Source organism: Pseudoxanthomonas sp., from assembly GCF_051953815.1.
In the GTDB taxonomy this organism is placed as follows: domain Bacteria; phylum Pseudomonadota; class Gammaproteobacteria; order Xanthomonadales; family Xanthomonadaceae; genus Pseudoxanthomonas_A.
The window spans coordinates 1-24860 of sequence record NZ_JBQCIJ010000060.1 but is presented as its reverse complement, the minus strand read 5'-3'; the positions used below and the strand labels follow the sequence as shown (position 1 = coordinate 24860).

Annotated in this window: 23 protein-coding genes, 1 pseudogene and 2 riboswitches; of the genes and pseudogenes, 5 read left to right on the top strand and 19 right to left on the bottom strand. The window is 68.5% G+C overall.

What is annotated here, in order from left to right; all coding sequences use genetic code 11:
• Nucleotides 1-123 precede the first annotated feature (123 nt).
• The 3 genes from ACTHN1_RS18240 (at nucleotide 124) to ACTHN1_RS18230 (ending at nucleotide 1730) form a co-directional block, all read left to right on the top strand.
• Nucleotides 124-360 (top strand): hypothetical protein, encoded by a 237-nt coding sequence (locus tag ACTHN1_RS18240; RefSeq protein ID WP_440472337.1) that lies wholly within the window; start codon nucleotides 124-126, stop codon nucleotides 358-360.
• A gap of 114 nt (nucleotides 361-474) precedes the next feature.
• A complete protein-coding gene (locus ACTHN1_RS18235) occupies nucleotides 475-1032 on the top strand; it encodes a redoxin domain-containing protein (RefSeq protein WP_440472336.1) in 558 nt (185 codons plus the stop codon).
• Complete coding sequence (locus tag ACTHN1_RS18230; RefSeq protein ID WP_440472335.1) at nucleotides 1029-1730, top strand: glutamine amidotransferase; 702 nt, start codon at nucleotides 1029-1031, stop codon at nucleotides 1728-1730. Before ACTHN1_RS18235 ends, ACTHN1_RS18230 begins: the two co-directional genes overlap by 4 nt.
• A 48-nt stretch (nucleotides 1731-1778) precedes the next feature.
• Here ACTHN1_RS18230 and ACTHN1_RS18225 read toward each other — a convergent pair whose 3' ends face one another.
• The 13 genes from ACTHN1_RS18225 to ACTHN1_RS18165 form a co-directional block, all read right to left on the bottom strand.
• Nucleotides 1779-3299 (bottom strand): tryptophan halogenase family protein, encoded by a 1521-nt coding sequence (locus ACTHN1_RS18225; protein ID WP_440472334.1) that lies wholly within the window; start codon nucleotides 3297-3299, stop codon nucleotides 1779-1781.
• An 84-nt stretch (nucleotides 3300-3383) separates the two neighbouring features.
• Complete coding sequence (locus ACTHN1_RS18220; protein ID WP_440472333.1) at nucleotides 3384-6470, bottom strand: TonB-dependent receptor; 3087 nt, start codon at nucleotides 6468-6470, stop codon at nucleotides 3384-3386.
• 375 nt (nucleotides 6471-6845) lie between these two features.
• Nucleotides 6846-7379 carry a histidine phosphatase family protein gene (locus tag ACTHN1_RS18215; protein WP_440472339.1) on the bottom strand — a complete coding sequence of 178 codons (534 nt, stop codon included), beginning with the start codon at nucleotides 7377-7379 and terminating at the stop codon, nucleotides 6846-6848.
• Nucleotides 7380-7411: 32 nt separating this feature from the next.
• Complete coding sequence (cobU, locus tag ACTHN1_RS18210; protein WP_440472332.1) at nucleotides 7412-7933, bottom strand: bifunctional adenosylcobinamide kinase/adenosylcobinamide-phosphate guanylyltransferase; 522 nt, start codon at nucleotides 7931-7933, stop codon at nucleotides 7412-7414.
• Nucleotides 7921-9402, bottom strand: coding sequence for a cobyric acid synthase (locus tag ACTHN1_RS18205; RefSeq protein ID WP_440472331.1), 1482 nt, complete (start codon nucleotides 9400-9402; stop codon nucleotides 7921-7923). Before ACTHN1_RS18205 ends, cobU begins: the two co-directional genes overlap by 13 nt.
• On the bottom strand, nucleotides 9399-10394 hold the full coding sequence (cobD, locus tag ACTHN1_RS18200; protein WP_440472330.1) for a threonine-phosphate decarboxylase CobD: 996 nt from the start codon (nucleotides 10392-10394) through the stop codon (nucleotides 9399-9401). Before cobD ends, ACTHN1_RS18205 begins: the two co-directional genes overlap by 4 nt.
• Nucleotides 10387-11304: an adenosylcobinamide-phosphate synthase CbiB gene (gene cbiB, locus ACTHN1_RS18195; RefSeq protein ID WP_440472338.1), complete on the bottom strand. Its 918-nt coding sequence runs from the start codon at nucleotides 11302-11304 to the stop codon at nucleotides 10387-10389. Before cbiB ends, cobD begins: the two co-directional genes overlap by 8 nt.
• A 5-nt stretch (nucleotides 11305-11309) precedes the next feature.
• Nucleotides 11310-12599 carry a cobyrinate a,c-diamide synthase gene (locus tag ACTHN1_RS18190; protein ID WP_440472329.1) on the bottom strand — a complete coding sequence of 430 codons (1290 nt, stop codon included), beginning with the start codon at nucleotides 12597-12599 and terminating at the stop codon, nucleotides 11310-11312.
• A 12-nt stretch (nucleotides 12600-12611) separates the two neighbouring features.
• A complete protein-coding gene (cobO, locus tag ACTHN1_RS18185; RefSeq protein ID WP_440472328.1) occupies nucleotides 12612-13238 on the bottom strand; it encodes a cob(I)yrinic acid a,c-diamide adenosyltransferase in 627 nt (208 codons plus the stop codon).
• Nucleotides 13235-13846: a hypothetical protein gene (locus tag ACTHN1_RS18180; RefSeq protein WP_440472327.1), complete on the bottom strand. Its 612-nt coding sequence runs from the start codon at nucleotides 13844-13846 to the stop codon at nucleotides 13235-13237. Before ACTHN1_RS18180 ends, cobO begins: the two co-directional genes overlap by 4 nt.
• Nucleotides 13847-13859: 13 nt before the next feature.
• Nucleotides 13860-14429, bottom strand: coding sequence for a hypothetical protein (locus ACTHN1_RS18175; RefSeq protein WP_440472326.1), 570 nt, complete (start codon nucleotides 14427-14429; stop codon nucleotides 13860-13862).
• Between the two features lie 12 nt (nucleotides 14430-14441).
• Nucleotides 14442-16298, bottom strand: a complete 1857-nt coding sequence (btuB, locus tag ACTHN1_RS18170; RefSeq protein WP_440472325.1) for a TonB-dependent vitamin B12 receptor — start codon at nucleotides 16296-16298, stop codon at nucleotides 14442-14444.
• 112 nt (nucleotides 16299-16410) lie between these two features.
• Nucleotides 16411-16647: riboswitch (cobalamin riboswitch) on the bottom strand.
• 61 nt (nucleotides 16648-16708) lie between these two features.
• The gene (locus ACTHN1_RS18165; RefSeq protein WP_440472324.1) at nucleotides 16709-16888 is read right to left on the bottom strand and encodes a hypothetical protein; all 180 of its coding nucleotides are present in this window, start codon (nucleotides 16886-16888) and stop codon (nucleotides 16709-16711) included.
• A 433-nt stretch (nucleotides 16889-17321) separates the two neighbouring features.
• Here ACTHN1_RS18165 and ACTHN1_RS18160 point away from each other — a divergent pair, with 433 nt between their 5' ends.
• A complete protein-coding gene (locus tag ACTHN1_RS18160) occupies nucleotides 17322-18974 on the top strand; it encodes a GMC oxidoreductase (RefSeq protein ID WP_440472323.1) in 1653 nt (550 codons plus the stop codon).
• A gap of 16 nt (nucleotides 18975-18990) precedes the next feature.
• On the opposite strand, the gene ACTHN1_RS18155 is transcribed toward ACTHN1_RS18160, so the two are convergent.
• From ACTHN1_RS18155 to ACTHN1_RS18135, 5 genes are all read right to left on the bottom strand, one after another.
• A complete protein-coding gene (locus ACTHN1_RS18155; protein ID WP_440472322.1) occupies nucleotides 18991-20349 on the bottom strand; it encodes an acetate kinase in 1359 nt (452 codons plus the stop codon).
• 28 nt (nucleotides 20350-20377) lie between these two features.
• On the bottom strand, nucleotides 20378-20887 hold the full coding sequence (locus tag ACTHN1_RS18150; protein WP_440472321.1) for a hypothetical protein: 510 nt from the start codon (nucleotides 20885-20887) through the stop codon (nucleotides 20378-20380).
• A gap of 1 nt (nucleotide 20888) precedes the next feature.
• Nucleotides 20889-21584, bottom strand: coding sequence for a C39 family peptidase (locus ACTHN1_RS18145; RefSeq protein ID WP_440472320.1), 696 nt, complete (start codon nucleotides 21582-21584; stop codon nucleotides 20889-20891).
• Nucleotides 21581-21910 carry a hypothetical protein gene (locus ACTHN1_RS18140; RefSeq protein ID WP_440472319.1) on the bottom strand — a complete coding sequence of 110 codons (330 nt, stop codon included), beginning with the start codon at nucleotides 21908-21910 and terminating at the stop codon, nucleotides 21581-21583. The genes ACTHN1_RS18145 and ACTHN1_RS18140 overlap by 4 nt, the downstream gene beginning before the upstream one ends.
• Nucleotides 21911-22198: 288 nt before the next feature.
• Nucleotides 22199-23464 carry a hypothetical protein gene (locus ACTHN1_RS18135; protein WP_440472318.1) on the bottom strand — a complete coding sequence of 422 codons (1266 nt, stop codon included), beginning with the start codon at nucleotides 23462-23464 and terminating at the stop codon, nucleotides 22199-22201.
• A 278-nt stretch (nucleotides 23465-23742) separates the two neighbouring features.
• Nucleotides 23743-23808: riboswitch (Fluoride riboswitch) on the top strand.
• Nucleotides 23809-23863: 55 nt separating this feature from the next.
• Between ACTHN1_RS18135 and crcB the strand changes: the two genes are divergently transcribed.
• The gene (crcB, locus tag ACTHN1_RS18130) at nucleotides 23864-24250 is read left to right on the top strand and encodes a fluoride efflux transporter CrcB (RefSeq protein ID WP_440472317.1); all 387 of its coding nucleotides are present in this window, start codon (nucleotides 23864-23866) and stop codon (nucleotides 24248-24250) included.
• A gap of 25 nt (nucleotides 24251-24275) precedes the next feature.
• Here crcB and ACTHN1_RS18125 read toward each other — a convergent pair.
• Nucleotides 24276-24860, bottom strand: a pseudogene (locus tag ACTHN1_RS18125) (recombination factor protein RarA); the annotation flags it as partial.

Genomic DNA, 24860 nt, shown 5'->3' with positions numbered 1-24860 from the left:
ATTTATGGTTTCGGTATCCTAAAACCCCCCTTTGTTTAATATGGGGGGGGGTTTCTTTTTTCCTTCGGCCCCCCCCCGGTTCCCCCACCCACCCTGTGAAGAGCAGCAAGAGGAGATTCAAGTATGCGCCATAGCGCCGTTTTCTATCACGCCGGTTGCCCGGTCTGCGTCGATGCCGAGCGCCAGCTCGCCTCGTCGCTGGATCCGTCCCGCTTCGACGTCGAAGTCGTCCACCTCGGCGAGCGGAAAGACCGCATCGCCGAGGCCGAAGCCGCCGGCGTGCAGTCCGTGCCCGCGCTGGTACTGGGCGGCCTGCCGTTGCACATCAACTTCGGCGCCACTCTGGCCGACCTGCGCTGACGGGTCGTTTCCCGCGTTTCACGACAGGCCGGACGGGCTTCGGCCCGCCCGGTTCACCTGGACCCAAGGAGATCGGCGCCCGCGACGCCTCGCGATGCGGCTGCCCTGCCCCACATGGATACCCCCTACGCTCCCCTCGCACCCGACTGGCAGGTGCAGCAATGGTTCAACACATCCACGCCGCCGACGCTGGCATCGCTGCGCGGCAAGGTCATCGTGCTGGAGTCCTTCCAGATGCTCTGTCCGGGCTGCGTTTCCCACGGCCTGCCGCAGGCGCTGCGCGTGCACGCGGGCTTCTCCCGCGATCAGGTGGCGGTGATCGGCCTGCACACCGTCTTCGAGCACCGCGACGTGATGACGCCGGCCGCACTGCAGGCATTCCTGCACGAGTACCGCATTCCCTTTCCCGTCGGCGTGGATCAGCCCGCGCCGCGCGGTCCCATCCCGCTGACCATGCGCGCCTATGCCATGCAGGGCACGCCCACCCTCACCCTCATCGATCGCCATGGCCGCGTGCGCCAGCAGTTCTTCGGCCAGGTCGGCGATCTGGAGCTTGGCGCGCGGATTGGCGCGCTGCTGGAGGAACCGTGGAAGGATAGCGGCGGCGATCCCGCCACTTCCGGCTGCACCGATGAGGGATGCGCCGTGGACAGCCGGCGGGACACCGAATGAAGAACGCCCTGGTCATCCAGCACGTCGACTTCGAGGACGCCGGGCACCTGGCGCCGCTGCTGCGCGAGCGCGGTTACCGCATCACCACCTACCATTCACCGGCCGACGAGGTGTGGTCCATCGATCCGCTGCACGTCGATCTGCTGATCATCCTCGGTGGTCCGATGAGCGCGAACGACCACGTCCACGATCCCGCCATCGCCGATGAACTGAGGCTGGCGACCACGGCGGGCGAGCGCGGCATCCCTCTGCTCGGCATCTGCCTGGGCGCGCAGATCATCGCACTGGCCCAGGGAGGCCGCGTCGCGCCGATGCCCGCGCGTGAAATCGGCCTGGCCCCGCTGCGCCTCACCGACGCCGGTCGCGGCTCTCCGTTGCGCCATCTCGAGGGCGGACAGCCGGTGCTGCACTGGCACGGCGAATCCATCACCCTGCCCCCGCACGCGGAACGCCTGGCGGAAACCGATGCCTGCGCGGTGCAGGCATTCCGGGTGGGAAAGCACGTGCTCGGGCTGCAGTTCCACCTCGAGACGGAGCTGCATCGCCTGCACGAATGGACCGAGGGCCACGCCGGCGAAGTGCGCGAAAGCGGCGTGGACGCCGCGGCGCTGCGGGAAGCCGGTCGCCGGCAAGCCGATGCGATGGGCGAGCTGTGCCGGCGGGTGATGGGCGAGTGGCTCGACGGGCTGCCGCGCTGAGGCGGGCCGTCAGGCCACTTCGCGCGTGATGCGATGGCCTGCCGGGCGTTACATCGGCTGCGCCTTGCAGGTCCGGTCGATGAACTCCTGGTGGAACGGCATCGCCTCCACGCATCTGGCCAGCCCCAGGCGCACGCGTTCGACGAATTCCGCCAGCTCGCCCTCCGGCATCTCGTCCACGATCGGGTGGTAGCTCCGCGGCACGATGCGCTGGCCCAGCATCACCTGGACCCAGCTCGGCAGGGCGAAGAAGTCCTCGCCGTTGCGGAAATAGCGGCCGTCCAGCCGGAACAGGTCGATCGTCTCGCGCAGGGTGTCGGGAATCGCCATCGTCCGGCAATGGTTCCAGAACGGCGTGTCGTCGCGTTCGGTGGCGTGGTAATGGAGGACCAGGAAGTCGCGGATCCGCTCGTACTCGAACGCCGAATCGCGGTTGAAGCGATCGATGAGCAACGGGTCGAAACGGCGATCGGGGAACAGCCCGAGCAGTCGCTGCAGGCCCGACTGGACCAGATGGATGCTGGTGGACTCCAGCGGTTCCATGAAGCCGCCGGCCAGTCCCAGGGCCACCACGTTGCGGTTCCAGAACCGCCGGCGCCGGCCGGGGGTGAAGCGCAGCGGGCGCGGTTCGATCAGGGCGCGGCCATCCAGGTTCGCCAGCAGGGTCGCGGCCGCCTCGTCGTCGCTCAGATAGCGACTGCAATAGACATAGCCATTGCCGACCCGGTGCTGCAACGGGATTCGCCACTGCCAGCCCGCCGCGCGCGCGGTCGATCGCGTATAGGGCGTCAGCGGCGCGGTGCTTTCGGAGGCGACCGCCATCGCGCGATCGCAGGGCAGCCACTCCGACCAGTCCTCGTAGCCGGTCTTCAGCACCTGCTCGATCAGCAGGCCGCGGAAGCCGGAGCAATCGATGAACAGATCGCCTTCGATGCGCTCGCCGCTCTCCATCACCACCGCTTCGATGAAACCGTCCTCCCCGCGCCGGACGGCATCGACCACCTTGCCCTCGATGCGCGTCACCCCGCGGCGCTCGGACAGGTTGCGCAGGTAGCGCGCATACAGCCCGGCGTCGAAGTGGTAGCCATAGGCGATATCCGCCAGCGGACTGCCGGGGGGCGCATCGTCCGGGCTGGTGGTAAACCGGCACCGCGGCGCGGCGACCGTGGGCAGCGAGTACGCGCCGATGTCCGGCGCGTGCCCGGACAGGAACCGCTTGAGCCAGAACTGGTGGAACGGCAGCGGGCCCAGCGAGCGGCCGATGGTGCCGAAGCCGTGGACGTAGCTGTCGCCGATGCGGGCCCAGTCGTTGAACTGGATGCCGAGCTTGAACGTGCCCTGGGTCTGGGTCACGAAGTCGGTTTCGCGGATGCCCAGCACATGGGCATTGAACAACCGCATGTGCGGTACGCTCGCCTCGCCCACTCCGACGATGCCGATTTCCTCGGATTCGATCAGGCGGATGTCGGCGCCCTTGCCGATGAAGGTGGCCAGGGTCGCCGCCGCCATCCAGCCGGAGCTTCCTCCCCCGATCACGACGACGCGCCGGATCCGGTTGTCGGTACTCATGACGCTCCCCTCTCCTGCCGGCGCCTTGCGGCGCGCCCATGAAAAATCCCCCTCATCCGAAGATGAGGGGGATGCTGTCGCGACTCAGAACTTGTAGGTCAGGCCCAGGTACAGGATGCGGCCGGAGTACGTGTTGGAGTAGGTGCGGGCATCGGTGTCGTTGCCCAAGTGCTCCCGCTGTTCCGACTTGGTCGCGTTCAATACCGAGCCCGTCAACGTCAGGTAGTCGGTGATGTTGTAGGCGGCATTCAGATCGAGTTGGTCATAGGGTTCGCTGTAGATCGTGAAGCCGTTGTTCAAGTTGCCGATGACTTCGCCACGGCGGTTGTAGGACGCGCGGGCCAGGAACTTGTCGTTCTCGTAGAACACCGTGAGGTTCGCCTGGTTCTTGGCGCTGCCCGCCAACGGCGATTCGCCGATCCTGTCGCCATCAAGCACGATGGAAGCCAGGTTGGTGTCGTTGTAGGTGTAATTGGCCTGGAAGCCGAACCCCGTATCGAAGGTGTGCTGTGCATACAGCTCAACGCCCTGCGATACCGCATCACGCCCGTTGGCGTCGGTCTGGTAGCCCTGGATGGTCACCGTTTCGCCGCCCACCACGAGTTGCTGGTCCCGGACCACTTCGACGGTGAAGTTCTTGACGTTCTTCCGGAACAATCCGACACCCAGCACCGCACCCGGCTTGTAATACCACTCCAGGCCGACATCGAACTGGGTCGCCTCGAATGGCTGCAGGTCCTTGTTGCTGCCCGAACCGTACCAGCCCGGATTGGTGGTGCCGCCGGCGACGCGCCGGTCGTTGCTGTATTCCTCGCTGTAGAACTGGAGACCGCCGGGATAGGCGATGCTGGTGTAGCCCGCGCGCGAAATGACCTTCGAGGCCGCGGCGCGCAGCACCAGGTCGTCCCTCAGGTCATAGGCGATGTTGAAACTGGGCAACACGTCGGTGTAGGACTTCTCCAGCGAGGCCAGCTCGTAGGTCTTCTCGCGCACGTCGCGACGGACGAAACCGGACTCGCAGACGGTTCCCGCGGGCGGCGCGCCGGCGGGACATGCCAGCGGATTGCCGTCCGGACCGTCCACGAAGTAATCCATGAACCGTTCGACCGAATCGGTGGATGCGGCGCTCTGCTTGGTTCTCACGACGCGCACGCCGACGTTGCCGCGCAGGCGATCGGTGCGGAAGTTGGCCTGGAAGTAGCCCGAATAGATCTTCTCGCCGACGTTGTAGATGAAATCCGGTTCGCGCCGGTTCTGCATGCCGCCATAGCGGCTGTTGAGATAGTTGATGTAGGCCGGGAAATTGATGCCAGGGAACACGTTGGCGTTGAAGCCGCCGGCGATGTTGCCGATGGGCTTGGAGTAGAAAAAGCCCGGCTGGGCGATGCCCTTCTGCGGATCGTCGCAGCCGCTGCTCTGGTATCGGGCGTCATAATCGTCCGGCGACGCTCCCTGACAGACCCAGTAGGTATTGCCGGTGTTGCGATGGACCTTGCCGTCGCGGTACTTCGCGCCGAACTGGATCGAATCCAGCCAGCCGTCCTCGAACAGCTTGGTGAAGTCGGCCTGGAAGTAGTTCTGCTCGAGCTCGGTTTCCATCCAGGACGAGTCGGTCGAACCGGTATCGATTTCCGCCACGCCCGCCATCAGCATGTCCTGCAGGTTCGGCGAGAAGGTCGCCGTCGGCGTTCCGCTCAGATCCCAGGCGCTGTAGGTGTTGCCGGCCTGCCATACGCCATCGACCTGGCGACGCGGCTTGGCCGACATGCGGAAGTTCATCGACGGACCGCCTTCGGACCAGGTGCGGCCGCCCTTGAACGACGCTTTCCAGAGGGTGTTGATGTCCCACTCGATCGCGAGATCGGCCGTCTGCGAGAGCGCCTTCTCGCGGCTGTAGCCGCCGGTGAGCTGCGGGGTCGGGATGGTGCAGTCGTCCGGTCCCCAGCCGCCGCGTCCCAGGCCCGCAGCCACGGCGTCGTCCTCATTGCAGTAGTAGGTCTTGCCGGGCAGCTTTTCGTACTGGGCGCCGGTGACGATGGTGCCGCTGCGGTCGAAGTTCAGCCCGTTGAGCAGCCGGCCGCCCGGCCAGTTGCCATCGCCCGAGTAGCGGGCCAGATTCCATTCCGGAATCTTCAGCATGTTCAGGGTGTAGTCGCCCTGGAGCTCGAAGCGGAAATAGTTGGCGGTCAGGGTCAGGTTGTCCGCCGGCTTGAACTGGAACGTCAGCTGGGCGCCCTGGCGCTCGCGCTCCTCCTCGCGCACCGCGAAGTTGACCGACGTCGGCATGAAGAAGTTGGAGTAATAGTCGCCGGTCTGGTTGTAGAAGCCCGACTGTCCCCACCAGTAATGGATGCCGTCCTGCGTCTGCGGGCGTCCGTTGACGTCCACCGCGGGCGAGGCGTCGTAATCGTCGCCGTACCACTGGTAATCCTCGGTGGTCACTTCCATGCTGCGGTTGGTGCGCTTCTGTTTGGTCACGCCCACCAGGACGCCGAAACGATCGTCGTCGCTGTGCCAGGAGTACATCGCCGACAGCTGCGGGTCGGTGGTCTTGCTGGTGTCGGAGTACGTGCCTTCGGCCGTGGCGAAACCCGAGTTGCTTTCCATGTCCAGCGGGCGCCGCGTATGCAGGATCACGGTGCCGCCGATGCCGCCTTCGTCGATGCGCGCTTCCGGCGTCTTGAACAGTTCCGCGCTGGACAGCATGTTGGCCGGCAGCAGCGTGTAGTTGAATGAGCGCGAGGCTTCGTCGTTGGTTTCGGACGAAGCGATGTAGTTGCCGTTCAACTGGGTCAGGGTGAGGTCGGACGCCAGGCCGCGCACGCTGACGGTTTTTCCCTCGCCGCCATCGCGGGTGATGATCACGCCGGGCACGCGCTGCAGCGCGTCGGCGACGTTCTTGTCGGGGAATTTGCTGACGTCTTCGGCGGTGATGACCTCGACGACCGCGTTGGCGTTGCGCTTCTGTTCCAGGCTCTGCTCGATCGAGTAGCGGTAGCCGGTGACCGTGACCTGGTCCAGGTCGGTGGCGCTGGGCGTGCCGGTCTGTTGCGGGGTCGCCGTTGCCTGCTGCGCGGACGCCACGCCCGGCAACGCGGCGGTTGCGGTCAATGCGATGGCGATCGCGGTGGACAGCGAGTTCCTGATGCGCTTGCGTGAAACCTGTTTCATTTCAATCACCCTCTCCTGGATTGAACCGGTTACTGACGCTGGAATTTGTTTTGTATCGATCTAAATTTGCGGTGCCACTAACCCCTCAAATACGTGGACGCCACTCCGTCGCCGGAATGACTGATTACCCTGCCAATCGCCCGCCACTACCCCAAACTCGTGATCGCTTCCCTATTTGGATCGATTCAAGCGGATGACGCCAGATTATTAGCACAGGGTTTTGCCCGGCGCATGCTGCCCCGCAGCATCCTCCCGGGCGCACCAATCGCGGGCGCACGCCTCCGGGCTTTCTGCGACGGACGCGTCCGCCGCGCCGTATCGGCCGGGGCTGCGCGCTCCTCCGGCTTTGATCCGTGGATGGACGCGCGGATCGCTTCAGGACGCACCCGGTGGCCATGCAAGAGAATGACGCGAGGCATGCGTCACCTCGATGGTGGCCATGTCGCCAAAACCCCGCCCTTCGGCCACGCAGCGCAATACCCGGATGGCCGCGCCATGGGTGATGACCAGCACGCGGCGGCCCTCTGCCTGCGCGACGACGTCGTCCAGTGCCTCGCCCAGACGGCTGCGGAACGCGTCGAAGGGTTCGGCGGACGGCGGCGCGAAACGCGCCGGGTCGTGCAGATAGCGCTGCAACGCCTCCGGCGATTCCCGTTGGAGGCGTGCTATCGGGACGCCCTGCCATTGGCCGAAGTGATACTCGATCAACCGCGCGTCGAACCGCACCGGAATGGCGCGTCCGGCAGCGAGTTCGGCGGCGAACGCCGTGCATCGCCGCAGCGTCGAGGACACGATCAGATCCCACTGCAGGCCCGCGGTCGCCGCCCGCAGCTGTTGCCATCCCAGCGGCGACAATTCGTCATCCAGTTGTCCGCGGTAGCTGACCTGCCCGGTGTCGCCGTGACGCATCAGTTCGATGTGCGCCGCCCCCGGCAGCGCGATCAAGGCAGGCTTCCTTTCAAGGCCAGCGGCAGCCCGGCTGCCACGAACACCACCCGATCGCATGTCGCGGCCAATGCCTGGTGCAGGCGCCCGGCTTCATCGACGAACCGGCGGCTGAGTTCGCCCATCGGCACGATGCCGCAGCCGACTTCGTTGCTCACCAGCAGGATCTCCCCCGGCAGCGTGGGCAGCGTCGCCAGCAAGGCTTCGCGCTCGCGTTCGAGCATCGCGCCGTCTTCATCGATCAGCAGGTTGCTCAGCCACAGCGTCAGGCAATCGACCAGCAGGCAGCGACCTTCGGCGGCATGCCGCCCAAGCGCATCGGCAAGCGCGATGGGCGCCTCGAGGCACAGCCAGGCGGACGGCCGCCGCGCGCGATGGTGGGCGATGCGCGCCGCCATCTCGTCATCGCCGGCACGGGCGGTGGCGACATAGATCACCGCGTTTCCCGAAGCGTTCGCCCAGCGTTCGGCCAGGGCGCTCTTGCCGGAACGCGCGCCTCCCAGGATCAGGCTGCGCATGCGGTCTCCGGATCCAGCAGTCGGCGCAGCGCGCCGGTGTCGAGATGGGCTTCGACCGCGTCGGCCAGGCGCTCGATGGCGGCTTCGCGCAGGGCGTGGACGTCCACCGTCGCGGCCTTTTCCAGTCCCGCCCACGCCAGCAACGCGGCCAGCGCCGGCGGTGAATCGAACAGCCCGTGCACATAACTGCCCAATACCTGGTCATCGGCCGAGCGCGCGCCGTCGGGACGCGCGCCTTCCAGCATGATCGGGGCCGCGAGCAGGCCCTCGCCACGGCTGACGCCGCAATGGATTTCGTAGCCGGTGACGGGCGCTTCGACGTCGCCGATGACCAGGCTTCCCCGCACGTTGCGCAGTTGCTTGCCCGGTTGGAGCGTGGTGTCGATGTCCAGCCAGCCCAATCCCGCGCTGGCGCCCGGCATGCCCTCGATGCCCTCGGGATCGTCGATGCGCCGGCCCAGCATCTGGAAACCGCCGCAGACGCCGATCACCTTGCCGCCGTAACGCAGGTGCCGGGCCAGCGCCCGCTCCCATCCCTGCGCGCGCAGCCAGGCCAGGTCCGCGCGGGTGGACTTGCTGCCCGGCAACACGATCAGATCGCAGGCCGGCGGCGTTTCGCCGGGACCGATGAAGCGGAAATCCACCTGCGGATGCACGCGCAACGCGTCGAAGTCGGTATGGTTGCTGATGCGCGGCAACGCCGGCGCCACGACCCGCAGGCGCGCACCGGGCTTGGCGATGGCCGCGATTGGCAGGGCGTCCTCGGCTTCCAGGTGCAGCTCCTGCAGGTATGGCAGCACGCCCAGCACCGGCTTTCCGGTCTCGCGCTCCAGCCATGTCAGACCGGATTCGAGCAATGACGGATCGCCGCGGAAGCGGTTGATGACGAAGCCCTGCACCCGCTCCCGCTCGCTGTCCGAGAGCAGCGCCAGCGTGCCCACCAGATGCGCGAACACGCCACCGCGATCGATGTCGGCCACGAGGATCACCGGGCAGTCGACGGCTTCGGCGTAGCCCATGTTGGCGATGTCGTTGGCGCGCAGGTTGATCTCCGCCGGGCTGCCCGCGCCCTCCACCACCACCGCGTCGTAGGCGTCGCACAACCGCGCGTGCGACGCCAGCACCGCGCTCCGCGCCACCCGCTTGTAGTCGTGATAGGCGCTGGCATCCAGCCGCGCCACCGCCTGTCCGTGCACGATCACCTGCGCCCCGGCATCACTGTCGGGCTTGAGCAGCACCGGATTGAAGTCGGTATGCGCGGCCAGCCCGCAGGCCTGCGCCTGCACCGCCTGCGCGCGGCCGATTTCGCCGCCGTCGATCGTGACCGCCGAGTTGAGCGCCATGTTCTGCGGCTTGAACGGCGCCACCCGCACGCCCCGGCGATGCAGCCAGCGGCACAGCGCGGTAACCAGCGTGCTCTTGCCGGCATCGGAAGTGCAGCCCTGCACCATCAGCACGCGCGCGCTCATGCGATCGCTCCGGTCCGCACTTCGGCGAGCGCTTCGCGCAGGCGCCGGAAGCCGGCGGCGTCCGGCGGCAGTCCGAAGCGAAGGCTGGGCGGCGCGTCGAACAACCGGGTCAGGATGCCGCGCTGCGCCAACGCCACGTGCAGCGCATGCGCATCCGCCAGCCGGCACCACTGGAACAACGCGCAGCCGCCGTCGGGACGCAGCCCGGATTCCCACAAGGTCTCGACCAGTTGCCGGCCCGCGTTCCGCAGGCGCGTGCGCGCTTCCTCCTGCCATCGGCGATCCGACAGGGCCAGGCGCAGCGCGTACCGGCTGGGCCCACTCAACGTCCACGGCCCCAGCCGTTCGCGCAGCGCATCCAGCAACAGGCACGGCGCGCAGACGAAGCCTGCGCGCGCGCCCGCCATGCCGAAGAACTTGCCCACCGAGCGCAGCACCACCAGACCGTCGCGCGCGCTCTCGGCGCACAGGCTGGCCTCGGGCGTCACATCGATGAAGGCCTCGTCGACCACCAGCCAGCCGCCCCGCCGCGCCAGCCGGGCATTGAGATCCAGCAGGGTGGCGATGTCGAAGCGTTCGCCGCCCGGGTTGTTGGGATGGATCAGCACGATCACGTCGTGCCGATCCGGATGCGCCAGCAGTTCCTCCGCCGTGCGGGTTTCCACCTGGTGGCCGAAGCGCCGCCAGGCATAGGCATGTTCGGCGTAACCGGGACTGAGCACGCCCACCCGGGACGTCATGCGCAGTTGCGGCAACGCCTGGATGGCCGCCTGCGAGCCGGCGACGGGCAGCAGGTCCGGCGCCTGGTAATACTGGCGCGCGATGTCCACCAGACCGTCGTCGTCTTCCGGCAGGCGATGCCACGCCGCCGCGGGCAGTGCCGGCACCGGCCAGGGAAACGGGCTGACGCCGGTGGACAGGTCCAGCCAGTCGTCGACGGGGATTCCATACTGCCGCGCCGCGCGCAGCAGCCGGCCACCATGTTCAAGCATGCATCGCCTCCCATCCGATTCCGAACAGCACCGCGAGCGACAGCCATACCCGCACGCCACGATTCACCAGCCGGCGCGCTGCGGCGATGGCGCCCGCATCGGCCGCCCTGCCCTCGCCCAGCGCCGGGCGCGCCTGCCAGATGCCGTGGTAGGGCGCCGCTCCTCCCAACTGGACGCCGAGCGCGCCGGCGCCGGCCGCCATCACCGGGCCGGCGTTGGGACTCTTCCAGAGCCGCCCCTGGGTGCGCCAGCAATGCAACGCGCGGGCGGTGCGGCCGAGCAATGCGTAGGTCAGCGCGGTCAGCCGCGCCGGCACGATATTGAGCACATCGTCCACGCGCGCGGCCGCCCAGCCGAAGCGCAGGTAGCGCGGAGTGCGGTAACCCCACATCGCATCCAGCGTGTTCGCCAGGCGGTACAGCACCACGCCGGGCGCGCCGAGCACGGCGAACCAGAACAAGGCGGCGAACACTGCGTCGCTGCCGTTTTCCAGCACCGATTCGGTCGCCGCGGCGGCCACCTGGGTGGCGTCCAGCGCGGCGGTGTCGCGGCTGACCATGTATCCGACCGCCTGCCGCGCGCCTTCCAGATCCCCGGCGGTCAACGCGGTCTCCACGTTCCGCGCATGTTCGTCGAGGCTGCGCTGCCCCACCGCCAGATACAGCATGATCGCCGCGAAGCCGCTGGCCAGCCACGGCGACGCCGTGTCCAGTTCAAATTGCACGAAGGCGACGACGACCACCGGCGGCAGGACCGCCAGCGCCCACGCCAGCACCCCCGCCATGCGCGCATCGCGATGCACGCACCGTTCGATCCGGTTCGCCCAGCGACCGAAGCCGACCAGCGGATGCCAGCGCCGGGGTTCGCCCAGCCATGCGTCCAGGCCGATGCCGGCCAGCATCGCCAGCACCGGGTTCATGGCAGGAACAACCGCAGCGCGGCCTGCGGATTCGAGGGGAAATAGAAATGCACGAAACTGGCGGTCAACCGGCGGTCCCGGTACACCGCTTCGCGGCTGGGTCCGCCATTCGGATTGCTGGCGCTGGCCAGCGCGTCGCTTTCCATCCGCGCCTGCGCGTAGTGGAAGGTGTGCCCGCGCAGACCGCCTTCGGGCAGTTCCACCGATTGCAGTCCCAGCGCGGCCAGCCGGGATTGCAGCACCGCCTCGCCGGCGAGCAGGCCCGCCATCGGCGCGCGCTGGCCGTCCTTGCCGGTCAGGGCGTCCAGTGCGTACAGCATTCCGCCGCACTCGGCGAGCAGTGGCTTGCCGGCATCGCGATGGGCGTGCAGTGCGGCTTTCAGATCATGCCTCCGCGACAACGCCGCCAGGTGCAGTTCGGGATAGCCGCCCGGCAGCCAGGCCGCGTCGCAGTCCGGCAACGCGTCCCCTGCCAGCGGCGAGAAGAAACGCAGCTGCGCGCCCGCGGCGCGCAGCAGATCCAGGTTGGCCGGATACAGGAAGCAGAACGCGGCATCGCGCGCGATGGCGATGCGTTGTCCGCGCAGCAGCGCCGGCACGGGTTCGAGCCCGCCCGCCGCGAACGCCACCGGCGGCGGCAACGCGGTGGTGGCGTGCTGGGCCCAGTCGTCGGCCAGCGCATCCAGGCGGGCGTCGATGTCGTCCAGTTCCGCCGCCGCGACCAGCCCCAGGTGCCGTTCCGGCAGCGCCAGCTGCGCGTCGCGCGGCAGCGCGCCCAGCCAGTGCAGATCCGCCGGCAGGCTGCCGCGCAGCAGATCCGCGTGATGGGCGCTGCCGATGCGGTTGGCGGCCACGCCGTGCACCGCCAGACCGTCGCGGTATCGCGCCAGGCCGACCGCCAGCGCACCGAAAGTCTGCGCCATCGCGGATCCATCGATGACCGCCAGCACCGGCACGCCGAGCGCCTGGGCGAGATCCGCGCTGGAGGGCGCGCCGTCAAACAGGCCCATCACTCCCTCGATCAGGATGAGGTCGGCCTCGCCGGCGGCCGCATGCAGGCGCGCGCGCACGTCGGCCTCGCCGGTCATCCACAGATCCAGCTGGTACGCGGGCGCGCCGCTGGCCCGCTCCAGCACCATCGGATCCAGGAAATCCGGACCGGTCTTGAATACGCGCACGCGCCGTCCCTGGCGGGCATGCCAGCGCGCCAGCGCCGCGGTCACGCTGGTCTTGCCCTGCCCCGACGCGGGCGCGGAAACGAGCAGCGCGGGGCAATGGTGGGTCACGGCCTTCATCCTCTACAGTTCGATACCGTGCTGGGCCTTGATGCCCGCCTTGAACGCGTGTTTCACCAGGCGCATCTCGGTCACCGTGTCGGCCGCGTCGATCAACGCCTGCGGCGCGCCCCGGCCGGTGATCACCACGTGCTGGCGCGACGGACGCGCGGCCAGCGCGGCGAGCACCGCATCCAGCGGCACGTAGTCCTTGTTCAGCGCGATGTTGAGTTCATCCAGCAGGATGAAATCATAGGCCGGATCCGACAGCATCCGCGCCGCTTCGTTCCAGGCGGCGCCGGCCGCGGCGATGTCGCGTTCGCGATCCTGGGTTTCCCAGGTGAAGCCCTCGCCCATCACCCGGTAGTCGAGGTCTTCGCCGAAGCGACGGAAGAAGGCTTCCTCGCCGGTGGCGAAACTGCCCTTGATGAACTGCACCACGCCGCAACGGAACCCGTGCCCCAGGCTGCGCGCCAGCATGCCGAATCCGGACGAACTCTTGCCCTTGCCGTTGCCGGTGTTCACCACCAGCACGCCGCGGTCGATGGTGGCACGGGCGATGCGCCGGTCGACCAGTTCCTTCTTGCGCTGCGCGCGCTCGCGGTAATGCGCGTCCTCGTCCAGCCCGCGACGCTCGCTGCCCCGGCTCATGCGGGTGTGCCGGAGCGGCTGGTCGTCCGCATGGAAAGGCCATGGATGAACGCCCGCAGGACGAAGGCGGCGCCCACGTAGCCGGCCAGCGTGCCGAGGGCGCGCGGATAGTAATGCGGAACACGCGCCAGGAATCCGGACAGGTTCGGCTCCGGGTAGCGGCCGGAGAAGAAGTAGAAGCCGCCCTTCGACAGCAGATACGCCACGCTCGCGGTCACCGCCAGCACCAGCGCCAGGCGCGGCACCGTGCGCCAGTGATCGCGGTGCAGCCCGCGATACACATGGCCGCCCAGCCACAGCGCGGCGTACGCGAACGCCAGCGCCCAATAGGCCGGCGACAGGCACCAGTCGGTGATGGTGCCGCTGGCGAGGCTGCTGAAGTCCAGCAGCGAGGACAGCAGGAAGAACGCCGGCAACGCCCACATCGGACGCAGCAGCGCGCCGGCCAGGAAGAACACCGCCCACGATGCGCTGGGCAGCGCGTTGACGCTGGCGAAGTGCTGGCCGCGGGTGGCGATCATCAGCAGCGCCAGCGCGATGCCCGCGATCACCTGCGCGCGGGCGGACGGCAGCGGCAGGACGGAAGCGGAAAGGGAAAGCGAAGTCATGACGTTCTCCTGATCAGGCGCCGATGGCGCGACGGCGCCGGGCCATCACCACCAGCGCGTGCACCAGCAACGCGCTGGCGACGTAAACCAGCGTGGTGCGCACGAACAGCGGACCCCATTGCCAGACCCGCGCGAAGTACTGGGACCATTCCGGTTGCGGGTAACGACCTCCCAGCCAGTAGAAGGCGCCGTTGGAAATGGCGAACGACAGCGAGGCGGAGACCAGCGCGACCAGCAAGGCACCGGACAGGCCACGCCAGTCCGGACTCATCCGCGGCGCCCACGCGCGACCGCCATACCACAGCACCGCGTAGGCGGGCAGCAGGAAGGCATAGGCCGGCGTCACGCAGAAATCGCTGACGCCGGCCAGTTCTATCGCGGCCCAGTCGACGCCCACCGCCAACGCCAGCAGGCCCACGAACGGCAGGTGCCCGCGCAGATACAGACCGCCCAGGAAAAACACGGCCATCGACGCATCCGGCAGGTGCAGGACATCGCCGAAATGATGAAAGCGCGTGGCGATCATCAGCGCGGCGAAGGTGCCGAGCAGGCCGAGGTGGATGGAACGCGACAGAGGTTTCATCAGGCTCTCCGCTCAGGGGGTGACGGGCTGGTAGCGCAGGGCCAGCAGCCAGGTGCGGCCGGGCTGGTTGTAGAGCGCGGCGGTCTCGTAACGCTTGTCGAACAGGTTGGCCGCCGACAGTTGCAGGTTCCAGGACGACGCGAACGCGTAGCCGACGCGCAGATCCACCAGTCCGTAGCCGCCCAGGCGGGTGGTGTTGGCCAGGTTGTCGTAACGCTCCCCTGCCCCGGTCACGCTCGCGCCCATGCTGAACCGGCCGAAGCGGCGATCCGCGTCGATGCGCCCGCTGGCGCGCGCGCGGCGCGGCAGGAAGTTGTCGTGGTTGGGATTGTCGCCATCGTTGCGCGGATCCAGCCGGGTCAGGCTGGCGCGCAGATCCCAGTCCGCCACGCGCACGCCACCCTCGGCCTCGATGCCGCGGATGCGGGCGCGATCGATGTTGTTGGGCCCGCCGAAATCGCCCAGCGAGGCGTCGAAGGCGATCATGTCGTCGATGCGGGTGTCGAAGGCGTGCAGCGCCCAGCGGGCCTGGCCGTGTTCACCGCGCAGGCTCAGCTCGAAACTGCGCGACGTCTCCGGACCCAGTTCCGGATTGCCGTAGCCGGGGAAGTACAGCTCGTTGAAGGTGGGCGCCTTGAACGCGGTGCCGTAGCTCGCTCCCAGCCGCAGGTGCTCGGTGAAGTTCCAGCCCCACAGCAGGCTGCCGGTGGTCTCGCCGCCGAACTGGCTGTCATCGTCGCGGCGCATGCCGGCCTGCAGCGAGTGCCGGCCGAAATCCCGTTGCCACTGGCCGAACAGGCCACGGTTGATGCGGCGATCGCGCGCATAGCGGGTATTGCTGTGGATCTCGTCGTCGGACCAGTCGTAGCCCACGGTCAGCAGGCCCGCGCCGGCGCCGATGTCGGCCTGCAGCGAGCCGAGCCTGCGACGGGTATCGAAATTGGACGAGTACACGCCATTGAGGAAGTTCTCGCTCAGATCGGCGCTGGCGCCGGCGCTGGCGGTGAAGCGCAGCCTGTCGCCGGGTGCATAGCGCACGCGGCCACCGACCACCTGCTGCACCGTATCGGCCTCGTTGTTGAGGCTGCCGTCGTACTCGTTGCGGCCCTCGGCGCGGAACACCCGCAATTCGCCGTCCCAGCGTTGGTTGAACCGGTAGCCGCCCTGCAGGGACAGCGACTGGTTGCGGTAGCCGTCGCGGTCCGGATCGAAGTTGCGCCGGCCGCGATAGGCGTTGATGCCGTCGGTCTGTTCGTGACCGGCCTGGATCGCGTACCAGCCGCCCCGCTCCGTGTCGCCGCTGCGTCCGCCCACGCCCGCCGAGGCGCGGCGGGTGCGTTCGCTGCCGAGCGCCACGCTGAAGTTGGGCGCGAAGGCGCCGTGCGGGCGGCGGGTGAAGATCTGGATCACGCCGCCCAGCGCCTCCGAACCGTACAGGCTGGAAAACGGACCACGCACGATCTCGATGCGTTCGATCTGCTCGACCGGGATGTCCTGCAACGACGCGCCGCCACTGGTGGCCGAACCCAGCTTGATGCCGTCCACCAGCACCAGCACGTGATCCGATTCGGTGCCGCGCAGGAACACCGAGGTGGACTTGCCGGGCCCACCGTTGTTGGCCAGCGAGAAACCGGCGCGACCGGTCAGCAGATCCGGCAGCGAGGCCGGTTGCAGGCGTTCGATTTCGGCGCGTTCGATGACGGTGACCGCGGCCAGGGCCTGATCCTGGGTCTGCGCGGTGCGGCTCGCGGTGACCACCACGCCATCGAGATCGGTGGGACTGTCGGCGAATGCCGGCGCGACGACTGAAAGAGAAGACAACAGCGACGCCGCCAGGCGATGGCGACGGAAGAACGATTGCGGATGCACTGACACACTCCTTGACCGCGCCTGCCCGCGCGGGAACGTTGGATGAGGACAGGCGGAAAGAGAGTGTTTATGGCAGCCCGACACGGATCGAGCCCCATGACATCGCCCACCGCATGTCACGCCGCTCAAAGGCCGGTCTCCGGGCTCGCGAGTGAAGCGTGGCCGTGGGCCGTGCTTCCGATCCGCGCCTTCCCATGCATCAAGCACAGTGGCTGTTTGCGGACCTTGTCTCGCCTACCGTTGCGGGGGCAGCTCCGGAATTGCCGATCATGCAAGCACGAACAGGCGCACCGGATTCCCGTTTCAACCACCGGCCTGGCCGGCGGTCACCTCAGGCGGCGCGAGTATAGCAGTTGGCGGCAGCGTCGCTCCGGTGCGCAGCCGGCACCGGAGCGATGGCATGCGGACCGTCAGCGGTCGACGGGCGCGGTGGTGTTCTCGCGACGCAAAGCGACCGCCACCGACTTCATCCGGGCGTCCAGCGATCTGACCACCTCGGCGGTCAGATCATGGCTCATGTTGCCGGCCAGCACGTTGCCGCGATCGAGCGGCACGCCACAGCCGTGGCGCTTGCAGGCTTCGGCGATCACCGGCTGCGCGGCGTTGGAGATCTACTCGAGGGTGGCCGCGCGCGTGGCCTCGATCTCGCGCGAACGTTGCGCGGCGCGCTGCTGGATCGCCCGCGCGTCCTGCCCCTCCTCAGCACCCGCCGCCCCAGCACGCCCCACGCCATCGTCGCGGCCGGCCATTGCCGCAACATGCCGATGCCACCACGACGTGATCCATGCCGGTTTCGATGCCGGAACCCTTCATCGCCGTCTGCCGTCGCCAAGCCTGCGGAACATGCGCCCCGAAGACGACAATCCGCTGGCGCCTGGCCGGTCGCCTGGCCGGTCGTCGCGGCGACATGGCCGGCTCCCGCCGCGGCTTGCGTAGCTGTTTCCTGTGCGGCCCGGATCACGGGCCAGGCGAGGCGACTCCGATGAGGAAGCCAACCAGCAGTCGCATGAAGGGCGCACCGGCGTGCTGATCGACTATCGCCACGCCTCCGTTCCCGACGATTTCGACGCCCATCTGTGCATCGTCGGCGCGGGACCGGCCGGCATCGCCATCGCCCGCCATTTCCTGGGCTCGGCGCTCCGTGTCTGCCTGCTCGAAGGTGGCGGTCTCAACGGCGACGTCGCCAACCAGTCGCTGTACGCCGGTGATTCGATCGGGGTGCCGGAACTGGATCCCGGCGCCAGCCGGCTGCGCGCCTTCGGTGGCAGCACCAATGTCTGGGGCGGCGGCTGCATTCCGCTGGGTCGGCTGGATCTCGCGCCGCGCGATTGGGTGCCCTACAGCGGCTGGCCGATCTCCTATGCGGAACTGGAGCCCTACTACGCGCGCGCCCGCGACCTGTTCGCCATCGACGGGCACGAGTTCGAGGCCGGCGGCTTCCTCACGTCACCGGCGCGGCGGCCGCCCGAGTTCGATCAACGGCACCTGGTCAACCGCAACTTCGTGCTGAGTCCGGTGTTTTTCGGCGCCGCCTATCGGGCCGAACTGGAGCGCGCGCCCAACATCCAGGTGGTGCTGCACGCCAACGTGCTGGAGTTGATGACCGACACCGAAGGCGGACACGTGCGCGAAGCCCGTATCGGCACCCTGCAGGGACGTCGCGGCCGGGTATGCGCGCACCGCTACGTGCTGGCCTGCGGCGGCATCGAGAATGCGCGCCTGTTGCTGCTGTCGAATTCGTCGGCGCCGCAGGGACTGGGCAACCGGCGGGATCTGGTGGGGCGCTATTTCATGGATCATCCGCGCGGCCGGCTCGGCACCCTGCGCGCGCGCGCCGTCACCCCGATTACCCGCCCCTATGACCGTTCCGGCGGCAAGGGCAACGCGCCGGCGTTTCCGGAGTTGTGCCTGTCCGAAGACGCGATGCGCAGGCATCGGATGCTCAGCGGCCGGGTGCGCCCGGTGGCCGTGGAAGGCGCGGTGCCGCGCGGCATCCACGCCGCGCGCCGGCTGCGTTCGGCGCTGCGCCGGCCACGTCCGGACGAGGGCCGCTCGCTGGAAGGCCAGATGTCGCAGGCGCTGAGCTTCAACGCGCCGGTGCGCCAGGACGCGCCGCCGCGCGAGAACCTCGCCAGGCTCGCGCTGGCGCTCGCTCCCGGCGTGGGCGATCTGGCGCGCGGCGTGATCAACAAGCTCGCCGATCGCCCACTCGTGCGTCCGGACCACGTCGACGTGATCGGCTACTTCGAGCAGGCGCCGAACCCGGACAGCCGCGTGCGCCTGGGCGAGGAACTGGATTCGCTGGGCCAGCGGCGGGTGCGCCTGGACTGGCGCCTGACCTCGCTGGACTGGCACACCTACCGCACCTCCGCGCAGTTGTTCGGCGACGAACTTTCGCGGGTCTGCGGCGGCAGCTTCCAGGCCGAACCGTGGCTGCGCGACGGGACCACCCCGCAATTGCAGGGCACCGCCCACCACATGGGCACCACCCGGATGGCCGACGATCCGGGCGAAGGCGTGGTGGATCGCGATCTGCGTGTCCATGGCATGGACAACCTGCATGTCGCCGGCAGTTCGGTGTTCCCGACCGGGGGCTGGGCCTTCCCCACCTTCACCCTGGTGGCGCTCAGCCTGCGCCTGGCCGAGCACCTGCGCGACTGCCTGTTCCTGTTGTAGCCGTCCGCCGGGGGCGTCAGAAGGTGATCGGCACCCGCGCGGTGAACGTCACGTCCGGCGTATCGCGGGTCAGCCCCGCGCCCAGCGCCACGTTCAGCGACACCCGATCGTTGAATCGGTAGGTGCCGCCCAGCAACAGGGTCGCCAGGGTCACCCGCACCGCGCCGGCCACGTCCTGTCCATTCTGCTGGGTCTTGCCGACCACGCTCATGTCGTAGCCGATGCTGATGGCGGCTTTCTCGTTCAAGGCCAGGCCCATGCCCAGGTTGAAGCCGATGATGTCGCCGGCCTCGATATCGCCCAGCGACTCGCGCTGGCCGTCCACCAGCAGGCGCGACACATTGCGCCGCTTGAAGTTGTGCAGGTAGCTCAGGCTGCCGAAGAACACCACCGGGTCCGAGGGATACAGCCAGGTCACGCCGGGCTGCAATGCCTCGAATCCGGATCCGGTCGGCAGATCCAGCGGCAGGCCGGTGCCGGTGGTGTTGGCCACGCAGCGGGTCACGCAATCGGTGACCACGTCGAACAGATCCCTGCCGGTCCGGCTCTTGTAGCGCAGCCAGCCGATGTAGAACGCCTTGTCGGGCCCGCCCTGGTTGATCTGGTAGCGCGCGGTCAGTTCGACATCGCCGATGCCGTTGCCGCTGGCGTTGAACACGCGATCCTGCGCCGAGCCGGTGAAGATCTCGCGGCTGACGGTGTCGCCGTTGATGTACACGTAAGGCAGCTTGGCCTCCAGTTCGAAACGCCGGTTCAGGCCATAACGTCCGGTCAGCGTGGCCACCGCGGTGGTGGTCTTGACCTGGCGCACGTCGATCAGCCCGATCAGGATGGCGGGAATCACGGTGTAACCGACCAGCGCGACGCGATCGTTCGCCGAATAGCCGTACTGCAGGGAGGGTTCCAGCACGAACTTTCCGGGCGGCGTGAGCACGCCGGGCTGGTCGAAGATCTGCGCCACTTCCGGCGGACGCGAATCCGATTCCGGGGCCTGCCCGACCGGCTGCGGCGCCGGGCGCGCGGGCGGCGTGGTCTGTGCCGGCGCGTTTTGCGCGGCCAGTACCGGCGCCTGGCCCAACACCGGCATCACCACCGGCGCGGGCGCGCCACGCGCGCGCGCGTTGGCCAGGATTTCCTCGTTGAGCGCGGACTGCAGCCGGACCAGATCCCGTTGCTGCTGTTCCAGCGACTGCCGGGTCTGTTCGAGCTGCCGGGTCTGTTCGTTGATCTGCCGCTGCAGGCCGTCCAGGCGATCCTCGCCGGTGGCGAGCGGCGCGACCACGGGCGCCGCCTGCTGCGCCCAGGCCGGGCACGCGGACAGCAGGCCGGCGGCGAGCGGCAGTGGCAACAGGCATGACATCGACGTCCTTTTCATCGGAGGGTCTCCGTGGCGGATGGGCGGTTCAACGGGTGCCGGCCGAACCGATCAGCGCGTCCTGCAATGCGCCGCCGGCGTTCAGATCCTGGAAAGTGCCCAGCACGTGGCTGTCCACCTCCAGCCGGGTGATGGTGGTGATGCGCTGGTCATCGAGGGTGTTCTGGATCACCACGCCGCCAGGCAGGCGCACCGGTTCGAAACGGTTGCCGTCACCGCGCTGGATCACGATGCCCTGGTTGAATTCGCCCAGTGCGCGCGCTTCCTCGGCGGTCAGCCGCGACAGGTCGGCGACCCGCACCGACGTGCTCGCGGCCAGTTCGCCGTTGATGAACACCACCCGCTCGATTCCGAACGACAGCATCGTCCCGGAGGGCAACTGGAAGCCACCGCGCATCGCGTCGAGCCGCGCCGGATCGATGGGCGCCCATTCCGCGCCCAGCCCGTCGCCGTCGTCGCCATGCGCCGCCTGCGGAATGACGGAGCCCGCCAGCAGGGTGCACAGCGCGGTGAACGCGATCATCACGTGTCTGTTCATGTCAGATGTCTCCCGGGCCGCGACGCGGCACCGCGATGTTGCGCAGGCCGTCGCGATGCAGGCCGACGTCCAGCGGCGCCGGCGGCGCCGTGCGCCAGTCCTGTGGCTGGTTGAACCGCGCCTGCGTGCGGCGGTTGTGGATGACGAACAGCACCCGGTTGTCCCACAACGCCTCGAAGCGCGACTTGGGCATGGCGCGGGTGCCGCGCGCCGGATCGCCCAGCAGCACCCGGCCGTTCTTCAGTCCCTTGACCACCACGAAATGCCGATAGCCGCGGTCGTTGAGCAGCACGATCGCCGGCACGCCCTCCTCCTGCAGTTTCTCCAGCGGCAGATCGAAACCGTCCGCCTCGAAGCCCTGCGATTGCAGGTAGCGGCGCATGTCGAGCAGGGAGAAGCCTTCCTTGCGGATGCGCGCCTGGTCGCCATAGGTGTACATGCGCACGAACACGTCCTGTTCGCTGACCGGATGCCCGTACTGGAAGGTCAGCAGGGTCGCGGTCGCGGCCGAGCCGCAACTGAAGTCGAACTGCTGCGGAATGGTGGTGCGGAAGCGGGCTTCCTTCAGGCTGGTCACCCGCATCCGGTACGCCCCGCTGACCGGGACGCGCACATCCATGTCCGCCGCGGCGGCCGCCATGACGGCGCAGGCCGCCATGATCGTCAGTCCCGCCGCGGCGACCCGCGCGGGTCTCATCGCGCGGGATCCGCGAAGTTCACGGTCACCACCATCGCGTTCTGGATGAGCACGTTGGTGCCGGTGTTCTGGATGACCGTGTTGATGCCGTTGGCATTGTCGAAGGCGCCCTGGGTGATGGTGTTGCCGCCGCTGACGATCCGATCGGCGGTATTGCCGTCGACCGTCCCGTCGACGTCGATGATCACGGCGCTGCCGTGGTCATCCTCGCCACCCCGCATGCCGGCCAGCCGCGCCACGTCCACCGGCGCGCCGATGTCGATGACGCCGCGCTCGCGGACCTGCAGCCAGCCAGCCGGCACATCTGCCCGGAGCGGCACCGTCATGGCCGCATCCGCGGCGCCTGGTTCGACCGGCGCCAACGGCGGCTGTACCGGCTCGTCGGCGGAGGATGTCCCCGCGCCGACGCACAGCAATGCGCACACCACCCACGACGCGGCACGCGAATGCCGCGTGAAACGATTCCGGGGATGCATGGTCATTCTCCCTTGCCATGCGTTCCGTCCTGGCACGCGCGCCACGCGCCCCCTGTCGATCCCGCCGCGGGGGCGGCGGGATCGTGCCGCGCATGGCGCACCGGATCGCCGAAACGATCCGGCGTGCCCGGGGAGCGCTTACGGACCTACGGTCAGGTTGGCCTGCACGGTGATGCCCTGCTGGATCAGCGACGCGAAGCCGCTGTTCTGCGCAGCCACCATCACGCCGGCGGCCGACTGGCCGACGCTGCTCATGGTGTTGGACATGTTGAACGTGCCCGCGTCGTTGGCGACGGAGCCACCGGCACCACCGGCGCCACCGGTCGCGCCGTTGCCGACGCCGCCGTTGCCGACACCACCGTTGCCGTCACCGCCCACGCCGCCTTCCGCGCCGACCGCGCCCATCGCGCCGTCGCCGGCGGTGGCGTCGCCATTGCTGGCGGTCGAGGAAGCATCGCCGTTGGTGGCATCACCGTTGGTGGCCGAACCACCCGCGCCACCGTCACCCGCGGTCGCGGTCAGGCTGCCGCCCGCACCCCCGGTCGCGGTACCGTCGCCGCCGGTACCGGTGGCCGAGCCGCCCGTACCCGCGCCCGCGGTCGCGGTGTTGGAACCACCGGTCGCGGTCGCGCCGCCGGAGGTGCCGTCACCGCCGGTCGCGGTGCTGGTGCCACCCGTGGCATCGCCCGCGCCGCGTTCGCGCACGCGTCCGGCGTTGGCATCCGCATTGCCGCCGGCCGCGCCATCGGCCGCGACCGTGTCGCCGCTGCCGTTGCCGGCGTCGCCGCCCCAACCACCACTGGCCGCGCCGCCCCAGCCACCGGCCGCACCGGCGTCGCCGCCGCGGCTACCGCGATTGTGATCGGCGCGTCCGCCATTGCCGCCGTTGCCGGCGACGGCGTCGCCGATCGATGCGCCGCCGTTGCTGACGTCACCTGCGCTGGCGCTGCCGTTGTTGGCGTCGCCGCCGCTGCCGCCGCTGCCGCCGTCACCGCCGTTGCCGCCGCGGCCACCGGTGCCTTCGCCGCCGTAGCCGTCACCGCCATGGCCGGCGCCACCGCGTCCGCCACTTCCACCGTTGGCGTCGCCCCAGTTCTTGGCGACGTTGCCGATGTCATGCACGGTCACGCCGCTCACCGCGCCGATGAGCTTGGTTTCGGCCACGGCCTTGCTGTGGTTGAACGCGTTGGAGAAAGTGGCGGTCGCGGTTCCGCCGTTGTTGGCGGCCGCCGTGCCGTAGCCATCGGCATACGCCACGCCGTCGTTGTTGCGGTTGTCGCCATCGTGGGTGCTGCTGTCGGTGGAATCGAAATCGACGGCGACGAGCGTATCGGCCCCAGGTCCGTTTTCCGTGTTGGTTGCCTGTGCGAAAGCCTGTCCCGTCAGACCGAGTCCCAGTAACACCGCAGATGCAATGAGAGTCTTACGCGTGCACATGTTTATTCTCCTGTGTCGTCCTGGCGCCCAGGGGAGGCGCTAAAAAACGACGTCGGTCACGCTCACATAGCAAACGTTACCCAGCCGGGGGGTGATTGTTAGAGTCCCGTTAACCGCTGTGCCGCTCGTCTGCCGCCCGGAGACCCGCTCCACAGGCCGACGACCGGTAGCCGGATCAAGCAGATGGACCGCGTTCTTGCACCCCGGATGAGGACTTCAACGCGCCGCGCCGGCGATGCTAGGCTGTGCCCCTGGGAGATGGCATTCCTCCCCGAACCGCCGGCGCGCCGGCTGATGATGCCTACCGTGGACCCCGCAACCGGGGCGGTGGGCATGCGCCATCGCTCCCCTTCTGGAGATGTGGCGATGTATTCCTTCCTGGCCATTGCATTGGGCGCGACGCTGGGCGCGTGGGCGCGCTGGGGACTGAGCGTCTGGCTCAATCCGAATCATGCGCAGGTGCCGCTCGGCACGCTCGCGGCCAACCTGATCGGCGGCTACGCCATCGGCGTCGCCATGGGCTGGCTCGCGCATCATCCGTCCATCGCGCCGGAATGGCGCCTGTTCGTGATCACCGGCCTGCTCGGGGGGCTGACCACCTTCTCCAGTTTTTCCGCCGAGGCGATGCAGCTGATCCTGCGCCTCCAATATGGCTGGGCGTTCCTGCTCATCGCGATCCACGTCCTGGGATCCCTGCTGATGACCGGACTCGGGCTGATGACGGTGCGGCTGGCGCGCAACCTCGCGGGTTGAGCGCGTCGGCGACGCGGGAACGCGATCAGCGGCCCGGCTTGCCCGCCCTCGCCTCGCGCCGCAGTTCGCGCAGGCGATCGAGCTTTTCCTTCAGCTTGATCTCCAGTCCGCGCTCGACCGGCTCGTAATAGACGCGTTCGCCCATCGCGTCGGGAAACGCCGTCTGATCCAGCGCGATGCCGCCCTCGGCGTCATGGTCGTACTGGTAACCACCGCCATAACCGAGCTGTTTCATCAGCTTGGTCGGCGCGTTGCGCAGATGCAGCGGCACCTCCTGGGTCCCGTGCTCGCGCACGTCCTGCTTCGCCATGCCGAACGCCTTGTAGCCGGCGTTGGACTTGGCGGTGCTGGCCAGGTAAATCGCCACCTGCGCCAAGGCCAGGTCGCCCTCGGGACTGCCGAGCCGCTCATAGGTGTCCCATGCGTCCACCGCCATCTGCAGTGCGCGGGGATCGGCCAGGCCGATGTCCTCCACCGCCATCCGGGTCAGGCGGCGCGCCAGATAGACCGGGTCGCAGCCTCCGTCCAGCATCCGCGCGAGCCAGTACAGCGCGCCGTCGGGATTGGAACTGCGGATGGACTTGTGCAGCGCCGAGATCTGGTCGTAGAA

Coding starts and splice junctions, on each gene's coding strand:
- ACTHN1_RS18240 (WP_440472337.1), top strand. CDS start 124: ATGCGCCATAGCGCCGTTTTCTATCACGCCGGTTGCCCGGTCTGCGTC.
- ACTHN1_RS18235 (WP_440472336.1), top strand. CDS start 475: ATGGATACCCCCTACGCTCCCCTCGCACCCGACTGGCAGGTGCAGCAA.
- ACTHN1_RS18230 (WP_440472335.1), top strand. CDS start 1,029: ATGAAGAACGCCCTGGTCATCCAGCACGTCGACTTCGAGGACGCCGGG.
- ACTHN1_RS18225 (WP_440472334.1), bottom strand. CDS start 3,299: ATGAGTACCGACAACCGGATCCGGCGCGTCGTCGTGATCGGGGGAGGA.
- ACTHN1_RS18220 (WP_440472333.1), bottom strand. CDS start 6,470: ATGAAACAGGTTTCACGCAAGCGCATCAGGAACTCGCTGTCCACCGCG.
- ACTHN1_RS18215 (WP_440472339.1), bottom strand. CDS start 7,379: ATGCGTCACGGCGACACCGGGCAGGTCAGCTACCGCGGACAACTGGAT.
- cobU (WP_440472332.1), bottom strand. CDS start 7,933: ATGCGCAGCCTGATCCTGGGAGGCGCGCGTTCCGGCAAGAGCGCCCTG.
- ACTHN1_RS18205 (WP_440472331.1), bottom strand. CDS start 9,402: ATGAGCGCGCGCGTGCTGATGGTGCAGGGCTGCACTTCCGATGCCGGC.
- cobD (WP_440472330.1), bottom strand. CDS start 10,394: ATGCTTGAACATGGTGGCCGGCTGCTGCGCGCGGCGCGGCAGTATGGA.
- cobO (WP_440472328.1), bottom strand. CDS start 13,238: ATGAGCCGGGGCAGCGAGCGTCGCGGGCTGGACGAGGACGCGCATTAC.
- ACTHN1_RS18180 (WP_440472327.1), bottom strand. CDS start 13,846: ATGACTTCGCTTTCCCTTTCCGCTTCCGTCCTGCCGCTGCCGTCCGCC.
- ACTHN1_RS18175 (WP_440472326.1), bottom strand. CDS start 14,429: ATGAAACCTCTGTCGCGTTCCATCCACCTCGGCCTGCTCGGCACCTTC.
- ACTHN1_RS18155 (WP_440472322.1), bottom strand. CDS start 20,349: ATGAAAAGGACGTCGATGTCATGCCTGTTGCCACTGCCGCTCGCCGCC.
- ACTHN1_RS18150 (WP_440472321.1), bottom strand. CDS start 20,887: ATGAACAGACACGTGATGATCGCGTTCACCGCGCTGTGCACCCTGCTG.
- ACTHN1_RS18145 (WP_440472320.1), bottom strand. CDS start 21,584: ATGAGACCCGCGCGGGTCGCCGCGGCGGGACTGACGATCATGGCGGCC.
- ACTHN1_RS18140 (WP_440472319.1), bottom strand. CDS start 21,910: ATGACGGTGCCGCTCCGGGCAGATGTGCCGGCTGGCTGGCTGCAGGTC.
- crcB (WP_440472317.1), top strand. CDS start 23,864: ATGTATTCCTTCCTGGCCATTGCATTGGGCGCGACGCTGGGCGCGTGG.